This is a genomic window from Colwellia sp. MB3u-8 (assembly GCF_014076985.1).
GTDB lineage: Bacteria > Pseudomonadota > Gammaproteobacteria > Enterobacterales > Alteromonadaceae > Cognaticolwellia.
Genome location: NZ_JACGVA010000065.1, coordinates 1 through 14,582, shown reverse-complemented (window position 1 = coordinate 14,582; position 14,582 = coordinate 1). Strand labels below are relative to the sequence as shown.

The 14,582-nt window shown below is 35.6% G+C and carries 24 protein-coding genes and 1 pseudogene; all 25 read right to left on the bottom strand.

Annotation, left to right across the window (positions count from 1 at the left end):
* Positions 1-70: 70 nt before the first annotated feature.
* Positions 71-304: pseudogene (locus H4J54_RS10855) on the bottom strand (transposase); the annotation flags it as partial.
* Between the two features lie 38 nt (positions 305-342).
* A complete protein-coding gene (locus H4J54_RS10850) occupies positions 343-486 on the bottom strand; it encodes a hypothetical protein (RefSeq protein WP_259367097.1) in 144 nt (47 codons plus the stop codon).
* 195 nt (positions 487-681) lie between these two features.
* The gene (locus H4J54_RS10845) at positions 682-978 is read right to left on the bottom strand and encodes a hypothetical protein (RefSeq protein ID WP_182190897.1); all 297 of its coding nucleotides are present in this window, start codon (positions 976-978) and stop codon (positions 682-684) included.
* A gap of 102 nt (positions 979-1,080) precedes the next feature.
* Positions 1,081-1,539 (bottom strand): N-acetyltransferase, encoded by a 459-nt coding sequence (locus H4J54_RS10840; protein ID WP_182190896.1) that lies wholly within the window; start codon positions 1,537-1,539, stop codon positions 1,081-1,083.
* Positions 1,540-1,661: 122 nt separating this feature from the next.
* Positions 1,662-2,144, bottom strand: coding sequence for a hypothetical protein (locus H4J54_RS10835; protein WP_182190895.1), 483 nt, complete (start codon positions 2,142-2,144; stop codon positions 1,662-1,664).
* Between the two features lie 53 nt (positions 2,145-2,197).
* Positions 2,198-2,362: a hypothetical protein gene (locus H4J54_RS10830; RefSeq protein WP_182190894.1), complete on the bottom strand. Its 165-nt coding sequence runs from the start codon at positions 2,360-2,362 to the stop codon at positions 2,198-2,200.
* A gap of 124 nt (positions 2,363-2,486) precedes the next feature.
* Positions 2,487-3,254: an SDR family NAD(P)-dependent oxidoreductase gene (locus tag H4J54_RS10825; RefSeq protein ID WP_220464273.1), complete on the bottom strand. Its 768-nt coding sequence runs from the start codon at positions 3,252-3,254 to the stop codon at positions 2,487-2,489.
* A gap of 121 nt (positions 3,255-3,375) precedes the next feature.
* Positions 3,376-3,960 (bottom strand): Crp/Fnr family transcriptional regulator, encoded by a 585-nt coding sequence (locus H4J54_RS10820; RefSeq protein ID WP_182190893.1) that lies wholly within the window; start codon positions 3,958-3,960, stop codon positions 3,376-3,378.
* A gap of 129 nt (positions 3,961-4,089) precedes the next feature.
* Positions 4,090-4,581, bottom strand: a complete 492-nt coding sequence (locus H4J54_RS10815; protein ID WP_182190892.1) for a DUF6622 family protein — start codon at positions 4,579-4,581, stop codon at positions 4,090-4,092.
* Positions 4,582-4,669: 88 nt separating this feature from the next.
* Entirely contained in the window at positions 4,670-5,827 is a 1,158-nt protein-coding gene (locus H4J54_RS10810) for an acyltransferase (RefSeq protein ID WP_182190891.1), read from the bottom strand.
* Between the two features lie 164 nt (positions 5,828-5,991).
* Positions 5,992-6,504 carry a DUF4440 domain-containing protein gene (locus H4J54_RS10805; protein WP_182190890.1) on the bottom strand — a complete coding sequence of 171 codons (513 nt, stop codon included), beginning with the start codon at positions 6,502-6,504 and terminating at the stop codon, positions 5,992-5,994.
* 105 nt (positions 6,505-6,609) lie between these two features.
* Complete coding sequence (locus tag H4J54_RS10800; RefSeq protein ID WP_182190889.1) at positions 6,610-7,113, bottom strand: cytochrome c; 504 nt, start codon at positions 7,111-7,113, stop codon at positions 6,610-6,612.
* Between the two features lie 103 nt (positions 7,114-7,216).
* The gene (locus tag H4J54_RS10795) at positions 7,217-8,164 is read right to left on the bottom strand and encodes an ornithine cyclodeaminase family protein (protein WP_182190888.1); all 948 of its coding nucleotides are present in this window, start codon (positions 8,162-8,164) and stop codon (positions 7,217-7,219) included.
* A gap of 114 nt (positions 8,165-8,278) precedes the next feature.
* Entirely contained in the window at positions 8,279-8,806 is a 528-nt protein-coding gene (locus H4J54_RS10790; protein ID WP_182190887.1) for a hypothetical protein, read from the bottom strand.
* A complete protein-coding gene (locus H4J54_RS10785) occupies positions 8,766-8,999 on the bottom strand; it encodes a hypothetical protein (protein ID WP_182190886.1) in 234 nt (77 codons plus the stop codon). The genes H4J54_RS10790 and H4J54_RS10785 overlap by 41 nt, the downstream gene beginning before the upstream one ends.
* Before the next feature lie 121 nt (positions 9,000-9,120).
* The gene (locus H4J54_RS10780) at positions 9,121-9,471 is read right to left on the bottom strand and encodes a DUF3703 domain-containing protein (protein WP_259367098.1); all 351 of its coding nucleotides are present in this window, start codon (positions 9,469-9,471) and stop codon (positions 9,121-9,123) included.
* A gap of 171 nt (positions 9,472-9,642) precedes the next feature.
* Positions 9,643-10,677, bottom strand: a complete 1,035-nt coding sequence (locus H4J54_RS10775; RefSeq protein ID WP_182190885.1) for a S41 family peptidase — start codon at positions 10,675-10,677, stop codon at positions 9,643-9,645.
* 157 nt (positions 10,678-10,834) lie between these two features.
* Positions 10,835-11,524, bottom strand: a complete 690-nt coding sequence (locus H4J54_RS10770) for a hypothetical protein (RefSeq protein ID WP_182190884.1) — start codon at positions 11,522-11,524, stop codon at positions 10,835-10,837.
* 120 nt (positions 11,525-11,644) lie between these two features.
* A complete protein-coding gene (locus tag H4J54_RS10765) occupies positions 11,645-12,016 on the bottom strand; it encodes a hypothetical protein (protein ID WP_182190883.1) in 372 nt (123 codons plus the stop codon).
* 133 nt (positions 12,017-12,149) lie between these two features.
* Positions 12,150-12,380, bottom strand: a complete 231-nt coding sequence (locus H4J54_RS10760; protein WP_182190882.1) for a hypothetical protein — start codon at positions 12,378-12,380, stop codon at positions 12,150-12,152.
* 124 nt (positions 12,381-12,504) lie between these two features.
* Positions 12,505-12,708, bottom strand: a complete 204-nt coding sequence (locus tag H4J54_RS10755; RefSeq protein ID WP_182190881.1) for a hypothetical protein — start codon at positions 12,706-12,708, stop codon at positions 12,505-12,507.
* Between the two features lie 123 nt (positions 12,709-12,831).
* Positions 12,832-13,167, bottom strand: a complete 336-nt coding sequence (locus tag H4J54_RS10750; RefSeq protein ID WP_182190880.1) for a hypothetical protein — start codon at positions 13,165-13,167, stop codon at positions 12,832-12,834.
* Positions 13,168-13,290: 123 nt separating this feature from the next.
* Positions 13,291-13,515 (bottom strand): hypothetical protein, encoded by a 225-nt coding sequence (locus tag H4J54_RS10745; protein WP_108455948.1) that lies wholly within the window; start codon positions 13,513-13,515, stop codon positions 13,291-13,293.
* Positions 13,516-13,629: 114 nt separating this feature from the next.
* A complete protein-coding gene (locus tag H4J54_RS10740) occupies positions 13,630-13,944 on the bottom strand; it encodes a hypothetical protein (RefSeq protein ID WP_182190879.1) in 315 nt (104 codons plus the stop codon).
* 124 nt (positions 13,945-14,068) lie between these two features.
* Positions 14,069-14,437 carry a hypothetical protein gene (locus H4J54_RS10735; RefSeq protein ID WP_182190878.1) on the bottom strand — a complete coding sequence of 123 codons (369 nt, stop codon included), beginning with the start codon at positions 14,435-14,437 and terminating at the stop codon, positions 14,069-14,071.
* Between the last annotated feature and the right edge of the window lie 145 nt (positions 14,438-14,582).

Here is a 14,582-nt window from a genome sequence, read left to right as displayed (position 1 = left end):
GTTCAATATGATGAACAAGACAATACAGTTGCCATTGAGTATTCACGTTTTTTTGTCCGCGCAACGTGAATTAATTCATGCCTTTATTGACGATAATATTTCCAAATACAGGTTGAATTGCCCCTAATCGCTTGCTGTATTGTCGTCGTCCAATGGGACTGTCTATTTTTACCTTCATTCGGTCGCTATGACTGATTTTTTGACTCTTACCTAGTAAAAATTGTACTTGTCGACCCGTCGATTTAGGTGGTTTTCGCATACATTGCTTTCGTAGTGGACAGGTGCAACAGTCTTTTAAATACCTGGTGAATAGGCGCCTGCGCCGCCTTTATCGTTTTGATATCACTGTTCAAAGCCCGATAAATCAAGGTGATTATCAACAATATACGCAAGCGCATATTCAAAAGTGCCAGGGATTATTTGTTGAGAGAAATCAATGGGAATGAACTTACTTTGACAGGATAAATCAGATTGGTAGTTCGCCATAACATTTTACTGTTGGGGGAATAATATCTATTAGCTCACAGAGAAAGCGATGATAAAGTTCAAAAAAAAACAATACAGCAATAAGAAAAAGAACATAAAAACGTTCCTTTTGGAAAAACCCTACAGCCTCAATACCGCGTTAAGGGGCAAATAATAGTTGGCTAAAATGTACTAAGAACGAGTGTTAGCCAACAATTATTTGTCCTGCTTGAATGGCTTATGACTGAGTCTGTACCCACCATGCTTTTTAATTATTTGAACAATACAACCAATTAAAAAGTATCCTAAAAATTGACCTGAAAGAAAAAGTATCATTTTTGGTGCAAAATCAGTTTCTTCACTGAAAAAACTTAGCACGAACATTGCTGGAGCAGCCACTACTTTATATCCAGGTAATAACACTGGAACCATGTAGTAATTAAATAAAAAACAACATAGTCCAATTGCAACACCAACAGCCCCGAATATTGAGGAATACTTATAATTTAACATCAATAATATCGACTCATACCAACGCCTAATTAACGGGAAAAAATAGTTGGCTACAATTAGCGACGAAGGAACAAAAGCCAACTTTTTTTTGTGTATTTATTGTTAGACCTGTTGCAGATTTAAAAAATAACTAAAGAAGCCGCTACCTTTTTTATAACCCAAAGATTCATACAAAGCTTGAGCATTTACATTGTCTTCTGCTGTTTGAAGTGCGATACCCTTAGCATTCGTGCTTTCTGCAAAAATCTTTGCGGCTTCCATTAATTTTTTTCCTACGCCTAACCGTCTTGCTGACTCAGAAACATAAAGATCATTTAAAACCCAACTACGCTTCGCTGAAACAGAAGAAAAATTTGGATAAAGCTGTGTAAAACCTAAATAAGTGCCTGTGTTATCTATTGCGTAAAATATAACAGATTCACTATGCTTGATTCTTTCAGATATAAACTCTTTTGCTACATCTAAATTACTATCCTGACTATAAAAAACACGATATGAATTAAATAATGCACTCACTTCATTTACATTTTCAAATTTCGCTCGATTTACAACAATGTTCATTTTTACTCCTGAAGGTCTAACGCCTTACTAAGCGGCGCGCAATAGTGGGCTAAAATCACCAGGAACGAGCGCTAGCCAACTGCTTAGCGACCCCCTGATTAACTTTGTTATATTACAATCACTTAAAGACTAATAAGGTGACCATATAGTTTATTTCGAATTGGCCTTTTAACTAAATAAATAGACCCATTACTTTTCATTTCTTTAATTTTGGTAAACGGAATATAGTCAGGAATTAAGGTAAAATAATTAATGTTACTTAAATCACCGTATTGAATGCTATTTACCACAGAATATTGCCATTGATAGAAAAATTTTCCGTAGACTATGGCTACGCGATCATCACTCACGCGGACAATTTTAGCTAATTTATATTTGTTCTTACGCTCTAGTTTATCTTCGATTAACCTCATATCTAAAAAATAAATGTCATTAACTTGAGGGTTTAAAATAAATACTGAGGCTTCTTCTTGCTCAGTTTTATGCTCATCATACCTTTCGTAACCAAAATATATAATTACAAGTAAGCCAAAAAATAATAAGAGTGTATTAAAAGAAATTGATAATTTGGGTATTCGTGATTCTGTTTCTGAGGCATGTGCCACTTTAATAATTCCTTTTAAAGTTGAAGAGCTAACGTTGATTAAAACGACAATGTTCATTGTGCAATAAAATCACCAGTATCTTTATCTTTTACTTCTATTGTAACCGCTGGAACGAATTCTTCTGTACAAGCAACATCACTAGAATCATCATTTGAATCGTTACAAGCTGCCAAAGCAATAGTACAGATTAGAATTAATTTTAAAACACTAACTTTCACGTTAAAACTCCTTGTAAACATAACGCCCAAATAAGGGACTGATCATTGTTGGCTATAATGTGAAGTGAAGCGCAGCGGAACTGAGTTAACTGTTAGTAGTCCCGCTTAATTTTTTTATAGGCTTTTAATTTGTAGTTAGCCCGCCATCAACATTCATAATGGTGCCCGTTATCCAACGAGATTGATCTGAAGCTAAAAATACGGCAGCCCCCGAAATGTCATCAACCTCACCAAGGCGACCCAATGGATAAATAGTTTGGACCATTTCAGAAAATTTATCTTTTCCCTCCTCTGATAGCCTATCAATATTTTCCTTAACTAGTGCCGTATTGACAGTTCCGGGTGCAATTGCATTTACACGAACTCCAAGAGGACCAGATTCATAAGCTAATGATTTTGTGAATGCATCCATAGCTCCTTTGGATAAGGAATAAGCTGTTGATGGTCGGCCAGGTAGCATGCGATGAGAAAAGTATGACGATATATTTATAACCGCGCCTTTTTTCGCGGCAAGCGCATCAAATAGTAATTGAGTAAAAAAATAAGGCGACTTCACATTAAGGTTTAGGTGCATGTCTAAATCAGACATGCTGGTTTCCGTAAATGGATTGAAACGCGCAATTCCTGCATTGTTTACCAAAATATCTATTTCTGGCCATTTATTAAGAATGTCTTCAGCCGCTTTCATTACCGCAGGAAGATTAGATAAATCTACAGCCAAAAAATCGACATTTACACCATATCGGGATAAATAATCTGCTGCTTTGTTAAGTTTCTCTTGATTTCTAGCAATAAGTAGAAGATTTGCGTTATTTTCTGCAAAGGCTTTAGCTATGCCAAAGCCGATTCCATCACTACCACCTGTTATTATCGCTAATTTATTTAATAACACTGTTATCTCCTTGTGCCTATCGCCAAGTTAAGCGACTAAGTAAAATTTTGTATCATGTAGATACGACCACAACAAGATTAACTAATGATTATATGAATATCATTAACATAGGATAACGACATTATAAATTTCTCTTTAACCTAGATAAGCTAACAGGCGTAATACCAATATATGATGCTAACATATTGTCTGGCAGTCGATTAACAATCTCAGGGTGCTGCTCTTTTAATCGTTCATAACGTGATCTGGCATCCAAAGTAAGAAATTCCCATTCTCGGATGAATTTAACATCCGCCAATTTTTGTGCAAACGGCAAACAAAATTTTTCCCACAATAACTCTCGCTCGAAAACATTTTTGAAAACTTTAAATTTCCACTCAAGCACTTCAACAGGCTCAATAGTTTCAATTACAAAAATAGAAGGTTTATCCTGAGCTAAACTAGCAACTGGAAATACTAGCTCACCTTCTGAAAAAAAAGCTTTATTAAATTCATTACCATTTTTATCTATATAATAAAGTCGTAAAACGCCCTTAGTTATCCACCACACATTTACCCACTGGTATCCTATCGGAACTAACACTTTTTTGGGTACATAAGATTTTTTAATTGCCGTTTTTGATAAGGAATTTATCGACACAATAGGTAAAGATGGTAGGGTGTTTTTTAAATAACCGATCAGATCTTTGCTCAAATTTACAGCCATATTTTTAAAACTCTTTATTACGCAATAAGCCTACACCCTGTTAACAGGCAATAAAATTGTTGACTAAAATAAGCGACGAATGAGCAAAAGCCAACTGTTGTGTCCTTTTTTAACAGCTTGTTATACGTTTTACACAGGTACTTTACTTGCTTTAAACATAACAAAGCCACGAGATAAAAAAATACCCCTAAAAGCACCATAGAGCAAACTAAGTAATACAATGAATATATGCTCATTTACTATGGATAATTCTCTAGCAACAGCAAAGCCGACAAAATATTTGGTAAAGAAAATAGCCATCATGAAGAACAGAGGAAGCCAACTACCAGGAATTGTTAATTTATTACTTTGAACAGAAAAGCTAACTAGCCTAGGGTAAGCTAGTTTTAAACCTAAAACTAAAGTTGTGAATAATCCCATCCCCCATAAACTCATAGTTAAGACGGAAAATCCAAAAACTGACGAGACACCAAAAAAAGAGAAAATGATCATTACAATGGGTAATATGAAAACAGTTTTAACTTTTACAATCCGCTCCTTACTTTGAATAAAGCTCAAAACAAGCAAAGTAAAAAAAATTGCAAAAACCCACGTTGGTGTATGACTAATTAACGCTGACAACAGCTATATCCTTTTGAAACGTATAACGCCAAAATAACAGGCTAAAAATAGTGGGCTAAAATGGAGCTGAGCGAACAGCTCGCTGTATTTAGTCCTGCTTAATTGGCTTGTTATAAGCCACTAGCCCAACATTATTTTTAGGCTTTAAACCAAACAAAAACCTTAAAAAATTTGATGGTTTAATAATAAACCAACAAATTACGCTGGTAACTAAAAATGATAAAGCGAAAAGAGAAATAACCTTTAACGATATTGGCGCTTGCCATGTGATGACATAAAAGCCTATCACCACAATTACGGTTTGATGGAAAATGTAAAAAGGATAGATTAACTCGTTACTAAGGCTTAACCATTTCGGTGTTTTTGTAAAATACAACTGCGCATAACCTAAGATGGTTAAAAATGCAGACCATGCAACTAAACAACAAACCAACCACCAAATAGACCAACGCATATCCAGTGACATGTATTCGCTCAAGTCAGGGGAATAATAATACGAATAAAAGAGTACAGAGCTTAAGACTAACAACATTAAATTATAAAATCGTTGGTCATATATTGCTTGCCAAATAACCTTGCTGCGAACAAAAAGCATACCTGCAATAAAAAAGAAAAAATAGAAAGCTGAAGAAGATAGATTTTCTATCTTTTTATCTTCACTTGGAAAAGTTAACGAAAAATACACTTTTATTATTATTAGTAATATTACGAGTAAATACAGCCCTATTTTGTGTTTTGACAACTTTTGTAGAAAGTTAATTATTGATGTACCTAAAGACGAGCTAAATAATTTATTTAGTGGGATAGCAAGCAAGAAAAACACAAAGAGATACTCTATAAACCAAAGGTGATTAGTTTCGAATTTTAATGCAAGCGCTGGATACTCTTGCCAGTATGATTGCATATCAACAATATTTTCAATGTAAATTTGTGGAGGAATCACTAACAAAGAGCCAATCAAAAGGGGAATAAATAACCTTAAAAATTTATCTTTGATAAATTTCACTACCGTTACTTTTGATAGCAAGATAACAGAGCCAACACCTGAAATGAAAAATAGGACTGGCAATCTAAATTGCTCAAAATACACCATAATATCATCGAGCACCTTGCTCGAATCGTTATTCATAATGTGCCAATTATCTCCATTAAAAGGCATGCACACATGATGAAGGAATACTGCGAAAATCAATATCACCCGTAACCAATCTAACTCGGATAACCTTACAGTGTTTTTCAATTCCATTTGATAACCTTAAAATTTAGCAGATACCACAACCTATGTGGCTTATAACGCCCCATTAAGAGGCTTTTAATTGTTGATTAAAGTGTGAATCAAAACCGAGCAAACTATTAGCAGTCTTCGTTAAACGGCTTGTGATGCGATCTGGTTACAGACGAATTTTCCATCTAGCTGCGCCGCTCTCTAAGATCAGTAATGATTTGATTGGTAATTTTCCATTCACCCTTCACTTTCTCTACAACGAATGTGAATGCAATCTTCCTATTCGTTGAACCTGCGGATGATCCCCGATCACTCTCAATCCGACCATATACTACTCCTCCAGAACTACCAATGTACCTCCTAGAGATCGGCCTATAAGAATTAGCCTCTGTCTTAGAAACCTCCTTATCGAACTCTGGAAATAATTTATTGCTTAAAAAAACCTCCAATTCTTTAGAGCCTCGGAAAGAGCGACCAAATGCATTTGTCCACTCTGCATCCTCTGAGTGTACATTTGCTACGCCTTTCGCATCTTGTGCCGACCATGCTTTCCAAAAACTGTTAATTAGCTTATCAATAGAAGCTTTATCTGACTTAACTGCTGGACGCCCACTAACATGATACGGCAGAGGTGAGTAATATTCTGCACTAGCGGTTAATGACACTAATAAAATACAAATTCCAAAAACTACTTTCATGGTGATACTCTCTTATTTTTTGCATAACGCCGCAATAAAAGCTGAGCGTTAGCGAACCTAGCCCACGGCTTTTTGTGGGCGATTTTGATTGCCTTGTTATACATATTAGTGCTCATGCCCATCTTTTTCTGTTGGTTTCAAGTCTGGGAATTTATGCGTTGCAAATACGGCATGACAACTAGCGCACGACTCATTCATTTCAGAAAAATAAAAGTTTATTAGCTCTGGCTTTTTACTTTGTGCAGCATGTTCAAGCATTCCTGCAAGATAATGAAACCTCTGATCTTTTGCAATAAATTCAGATGGTAATACTGAATGCAATTCTTTTACTTGGCTTTCCGTTAGGCTTTGTTTCAATATATAACTATTCTTTATTTTTTTTGCCGTAGTTTCGATTTCGCTCCAGTTTCCAGAAATGTATGCGGGGATGATAGACATCATTCCATCCTGTAATGCTTTCATTTCTTCAGATAATAGATTCCGCAAATCAGGAGAAAGCGCCTCTACTCCAGAAGCCTTTACGTGTTCTTTATGTTTATGTACATCTTCTGCATAACTCATTGCTGGTGATAGGATGGCTAAGAGTGCGATGCTAATAAATATTTTCATATGAGTCTCTGTTCAACTTGATTGTATAACGCCTACCACACCAGAAAACCAGGAGCATAGCGAGTGGCTTTTCTGAGTGCTGGCGTTTGTTATGTGGCACGGATTAACTTACGCCCTGACTTCTTTGTAAGGCTAATGCGGATAATGCAAGGTCACCCAGAGCGTGGCCACGGAATATAAATGCAGTTCGGTCACTATCACTCTCGCGCCCACTAAACTTACCCAAAACCAGTCCAGACAAGTCACCCGTTATATATTCAGATGGAGCCAATTTATTCGGTAACGATGCTTCCTGTTTCAAGTCATCAATGACGATTCGATTAATAGCAGAGAACTGTTCTTTATCCCAGGGAGCGCCGAGGTCAGTAATAGCTGAGAATGATCCGGGCTTTAAGCAGTTTGCATCCAGAAACGGAACTAAGCCAGCCGAGTAGGTAACAGAACTCACAATTAGGTCTGCCCCTTTTATCGCCTCTTCGCCTGTCGCACATCGTGTAGGTTTAAGCGACATGCTTTCGGCTAATTCGCAGAGGCTATCCATGTTGGCTTGGCCTCGACCGAATACTCGAACCTTCTCAAGAGGAAACATATCAGCAAAAGCCCTCAAATGGCTTTTAGCTTGCACGCCGCATCCAATAAAAGCAGCTACAGTTGAATCTTTTCGGGCCATATGTTTTGCGGCGACTGCACTCAATCCAGCAGTTCGCACGGCGGTTATCCAATTTCCATCGAGAATCGCGACGGGAAGACCCGTTTCACTATCCAGCATTGTTACTAGCCCGTTTATTTGAGGCAGATTTTTCTCAGAATTACGAGGATTTAATATTACGGTCTTAACAGCCAGATATGGTGGATCATCGGCCGCTGCTAATGCGGCCATCATGTATCGGCCATCCTCGGGTAATATCACGGCTTTTGGCGCACTCCATGCCGACTTATTTTCACAGCCAATAATTAATTTTTCGATACTATGAATGACATCGGTAGTTGAAATATTTAGTCCGGAGAGCATCTCTTCTGATAGGTAAGGAATAGATTTATTTGTATTCATAGCGATTGATTTCCTGTTTCTTAGGGAATTTCAGGTGTTTGTGCCAACGTCTCATTAAGAGGCTAAAAATTGTTTGCTAAAATGTGTAGCGAAACGAAACCAAGCAAATTGTTTTTAGTCCCGCTTAATTGGCTTGTTAGCAGTAAATTTGCTCCAAAGCATATCTGATTTTTTTTGCAGTTCAGAGTCCCAAAGTGACAACTCTAATTGATATATACCTTTATCATTAACCGAGCAACCAAATAACTGAAGATGTTTACTTCCATCAAAGGATTTATAACCGTCATCAGAATCAATGACTTTGTCACCAACTTGTATTTTTTTACTTTGCTTTAAATGAGCATACTGCGCATTGTATAGTTGATATAGCTTTTGAAATTCGTCATTACATAAAGCAGAGATTTTAAATTTCTTTTTAGCGGTTATTGAATATATAGATGTGTCTGATTCAATGATTTGTATAGTTAAATTATCAAAGTTCTTTGCAGCTTCAATGTTGCTAGTTTCTAGCTTTAAAATTCTCGTCGGGTATTCATTTGAGGCAGCATCTAAGTAGTGAAACAGCCAACTGTATTTTTTCCGTTTAAAGTTCTTATTATATTTATTTACTACTGTTTTTCTTAATAGACTGATTAATTGCATCTACTTGTGCCTGTTTTCTGTTACGGCAATTCACCCTATCTTGGGCATGACCTTGTTCGCATTTTGATGAAGCACCTTTACTGTCTATTACAGCGGAGGTTCCCGAATAAATTGCATCAAAAACATCATTACCTGTTTGAATAGTCCCACACGCAGATAGAAGAAAGGTTAAAATTATAATTAAAGACTTCATGCTTACTCAACTCCTTTGATAAATATAGACGCCTCATTAAGAGGCAAAAAATAGTTGGTTAAAATATGCAACGAAGGAGCAAAAACCAACTGTTTTTTGTCCTTGTTTAATTTCTTATGTTTCACTTACTCAGGATTTCCTTTAAATCATCGGGAATAGGCATTGGCTTCAATGGATTAACATTGGCTCCGCCTGTATTCCCTGTAGGAACCCAAATATTGGAAAACAATACTGAAGCTATTATTCTGGATATCTGCCCAAATACCTCTCTTAAATTGTGCTTTTTTAAACCAACTTTAAGCATCCACCAGTGGGATTTCGTATGAGGTATTATATAGCTCTGACCAAGAATATGGGCTCGCTCTAAATGGTAAAAAGCAGAATCAAGCTCCTTTAGTTCATAAAAATGAATAGCTTCATCCATTTCTAAACAGTAAGCATTTTTTAATTTTTGTCGCATAACTTGACTCATCTAATTCTTATTAAAGCTCTGAAAATTATAAAGTGCTTCATACTACGCATGCAAACATAGCGCCTAAATAACAGGCTAAGTAACAGTTGGCTAAAATTGTGTAGCGAAGCGAAACGTAGCCAACTGTTACGTGTCCTTGTTAATTTTCTTGTTATGGTGCTGGGTTAAACCTCAACGTGCCTTTGTTTTTTCTTTTGCTTTACGGTATGTTTCTGCTGAACTCTGAGCTAAGACGTGGGCTTTGTTAAAAGCATTACTTGCTGTCGTTTCAATATTTGGCGTAACTCCTGTACCTTCCCAATTGGTTTGAGTGATAGGATTAATAGCACGACCTGTAGGAACATTAATACTAAAGTATTTATTTACTTCTATCGGTCCACCCGGATTTGCACCACCGCCTGTATTTTCACCTACAATTGTTGCCCTTTTACGAGTCTTAAAGTTATAAGCAAACTCTTCAGCACCAGAAAAAGTATATTTACTTGTTAAAACAAATAACGGCACATCAGGCATACGTTTACCCGGTAATTCATCAAGAGTCCAAAACTCCTGAGTTCTATCACCTTTTCTCCAATATAGACTATTTAAATGAGTCTTTTCACCAAAAAAGTAACTGCAAATATATTGCACCATTTCAGGTGAGCCTCCATCATTTTTTCGTAAATCAAAAATAATGGCATCCGTATTTTTAATAAGTTGTAATACGCCATCAACTGTTGCTTTTGCTGAATCGAAACCACTAAAATATCGGAAATCAACATACCCTACATTACCTTCTAGTATTTTAATTTCTTTAAAGCCATAGTTCTCTTGTTGCTCCTGCTTTAAATATTCCAAATGCGGATTATTTGTTTGTTCTTGCTCTGAATGGGCTTTTTCAGGCTTGTTAACTCGAACTTCCATGTGTTTATCGTGGTTTATGTGTTGTAAATCTAAAGTTAATTTTGTTGCAAATTTATCAGCATCAATAATCTTATTATATTCCCCTGTTTTTAATTGCTTTTGAATATAAGTAGCATTTTTCTCTGCAACTTCAGGAAAAATGTAATTTTCAATAATGATCTGAGAAATACTTTCAACCACTTCTTTACGTTGTTCCGCATTTATTTCAAGATTTGTTGATTGAGCAATCGAAGAAAATATTACGATTGAAAGTAAAACTGATATTAATTTAAATAACCTAAGATGAGGTATTGAGTAGAACATGCAACTTCCTTATTAGATGGTGAGATATAAAGCACCATAACGCCCTGTTAACAGGCAAAAAATAGTTGGTTAAAATTAGCGACGAAGGAGCAAAACCAACTGTTTTTTTGTCCTTGTTGAATTTCTTAGGCATATATTACACCTACCCTAATTGTTATTAAATTCTAATTCCATTTGCAAAGCTGCAATTAGGGAAGAAAGAATAACGATCAACGGGCTTAAGCTCAATAATATTTATTTTACTCACTTTATCTGATTCAACTTTTTGTTCTATTTCGAAGTAAAACCACCATCTTTCGTTTGTGGATGTTAACTCGATGTAAGGATAACTTCTAATTTTCCAGCTTCCTTTGAGGTGATCCGTTCGTGCATTAATTTTATTAGTAAAAGATAATCTATAAGTATTGTTTTTATTTAAATGAAGGTTCACCAAGATATCGCAATTATGGCTTTCATAATTATTCGCAAGATCTTGAATAGCGATTCTATCTTTTTGTTTTACTCCATCAGGAAGCAAAAACAAACCTACACTATTTTTGCTATACCAATGATTACCTGAAACAAGGGCTTCTACATTAGGAATAGCCCAGTCTATATTAGAAAGTGAATTTATTAATAGATCTAGAGTTTTATCACCTTTAATAAATGGCGAATAAAGTAGGGTTGATTGGCTAATTGTTTCAGGGAAAGCAAGAGTATTAGTAACAACTTTAAAAGTAGACTCTTCTAGTTTTGAACTGATTTTTTCTATTTCAGTATCTGACAAATAGCGAGTATATAAATGAACTTCTGTAGAAGAACAAGCCAAAAGAGTAATACTAAGTAATATAACACTCAAAAATTTCATTCAAACGCATCCCTAAGAATATGCCTAACGCCACGTTAAGCGGCAAATAATAGCTGGCTAAATGTGTGAGGCACGAACAACAGCCAGCTGTTATTTGTCCGTTTGAACGCCTTGTTAGGTTTAAAAAAGCGTAATAGAAAAATAACCTGCACCAAACCCTAAACAACCCATAGAAGCGCCACGGATGAATTTCAACATTTTAGATATTTGATAAACATCCTTACCTTTAAGTAAAGAGTCCACAATATGATCTTGCCCAATAACAGCAAAAAATATTGAAAGCCCTAATGAAGCCATTGAAACATATACTGCTTCCCCTACGGCAACTATTTTTAGTTGTATAAGGAAAATTATTACTCCAATTACTGCCGACGAAAGCCATGCATACTGCTTTAGTAACTCAAAGTGTAATTCCGTTGTTAAGGTTTCATTCTTTTTTTTGTTTTCGTCAGCTATGTCAACTTCAATATTATCTGCTTTTACTGTGTCCATAATTAAAATACTACTCCGGTGTATGATTTGAAACCTAACGCCTAATTAACAGGCTAAAAATAGTTGGTTAAAATAAGCGACGAAGGAGCAAAAACCAACTGTTTTTTGTCCTTTTGAGTGACTTATATTTTGACTACACTGCATCTATCTTTTTAAAATAACTCTTCATTAGATAAATAAAAGAAATTATGGGGACTACAGCCAACAATGGAAGCCAAGGCGTAAGTTTTGTTATTGCTTCGAGCGCAATAGCCAATCCGATACCTATACCTCCAAGTAGTGCAACTAACGGCACAAGAACAAAAGCGATCTTCAAATCCTGTTTGGCACTATTTTTTTCTCTAACTTCTACAACTTCACTCATTAGTAAACTCCATGTAAGAATAAAAATATAACGCCCCACTAAGAGGCTTTTAATTGTTGGTTATAATGTGAAGCGAAACGTAGCCAACTGTTACGTGTCCTTGTTTATTTTCTTGTTATGTAATTTACTGCTGCGGTGCTTCTTTATTTTTGAGAGGAGCTAAAAGCACATAGAACATCCAAGCAAACCAAGACACAAAGACTACTAATAACAACCAAGCCAATTTTTCACCACCACGAGTTTTTGATGAACTTAAAATTAAAACTACGGGTAAAATCCAAACTAAGAAAAATATTATCAAAATTGAAAAAACCCCTATACCACCCATATTGCTACTCCATTTATTTAATTACATAACGCCTTGCTAAGCGGCGAAAAATTGTTGGCTAAAATTAGCGAGGCACGAGCAAAAGCCAACTGTTTTTTGTCCGTTTGAGCAACTTATAGCACTTTACTCAAGTGCTTCACCGCACTTATTGCAAAATTTAGCAGGTGAAAGAAACTGCTGATTTATATTGGTTTTACCACAAGAATCACAGAACTTTGTTGATCGAATATTTAAAAATGAAATTAGCACAACCATAGGAATCATAATATATAGATTCTGACCACCAAACCCCATAAGGTAAATAAAAGCTATAAATAAAACACCTGTAAATATTATGAATGGCGTCCAAAACCTTTTTTTACGCTCGACATTTTTACTGACAAAGAACACTAAAAAACTTAATAATCCCAAAATCACCCAAACACCAATAAATATTGGAAATACTGCTTCAGAACTCACGGCAACTCCTTGTGCATATAACGCCCATTTAAGGGGCTGATAATTTTTTGCTAAAATGTGTAGCGAAACCGAGCAAACTGTTAGCAGTCCCGCTTGAAATGCTTGTTATATATATTATCCAATTTACCAGTCAAATAAATCAAATATCACAGCCAAAAGAGTATTATTACGCGCATGTTTTATACCTTTTTTTACATCTGACTTTTCGACGTTACCAGTTTTTAAATGTTCAGGTAAACCCCTTTCTCTTTGTTCTACGCTAGTCTTAACATCAGATAAAACCATGTGGTTTGTGCTTGAGCATCCAGATATTAATAATAAAATGAAAAACAATGTTGATAATTTCATACACCCTCCTTGAAATATATAACGCCCACTTAAGGGGCAAAATAGAGTTGGCTAAAATAGGTGAACGGAGTGAACAAAACAGCCAACTTTATTTTGTCCCTCTTTAAGTTCTTGTTAGCTTTCTTTTATAAATTCAACAACAAAGCTAACACCTGAAGGGATTAACTGAAACTTAGATGAAATGATTTTGTAATCTACATACTCTTCGTGAAGTGCAATAAACTTTATAGCTTCAACATCTAAATCTTTTTTTGCATATTCAGGTCCAGCAAAACCACCAGTATAAATTTTTAACGTATATTGATTTGATGATTGGTTTGTTTGAACAGGAGCAAAGGAGTTACCATAACTCGATGATGTGCAGCCTGATGTTATAGTTGATAAAGTAGCTATACAAATTAATGTAGCCATATTCATTCGTAATTTCATAACCTATCCTTGATTCAAACTCAAATTGAAAGCTAACGCCTCGTTAAGAGGCAAAAAATAGTTGGTTAAAATAAGCGAGGCACGAGCAAAAACCAACTGTTTTTTGTCCTGCTTTAACGACTTGTTATACGTACTTTTTACAGGCTGTAAACCAACCAAGAACTAAACAAGTGAGCATCGTTAATATATTTGGCCAATACAGATTCATGCTATCACCCATCATAATAAATAAACTGAGTTGTGCAATAACAAAGGTAGCAATAACCGAAAACAAGAAATTAAGCTTTGATAAATAAGCTACGGAGTAAGATAAAAGAATAGCTAATAACCCAAACCCTAGAAATTGTACAATGAATATATCCCAAGCCCACATAAATTTGGCAAAACTAATTGGCATAGCAAATGCGGAAGTGTAACCAGTAAGGTAAGCGCCTAGACTAGCTAAGATCAAACCTGCCACAACAGAAGATAAAGTGTTTTTAGTAAGATTCATGCCGAACATCCTTGTACGTATAACGCCGCATTAAGCGGAAAATTATAGTTGGCTAAAATGTTTGAGGAACGAAAAACAGCCAACTGTAAATTTTCCGTTTAAATGCCTTGTTAGGTTAATCTAGCTTCTTTAGTCGCATAGATAA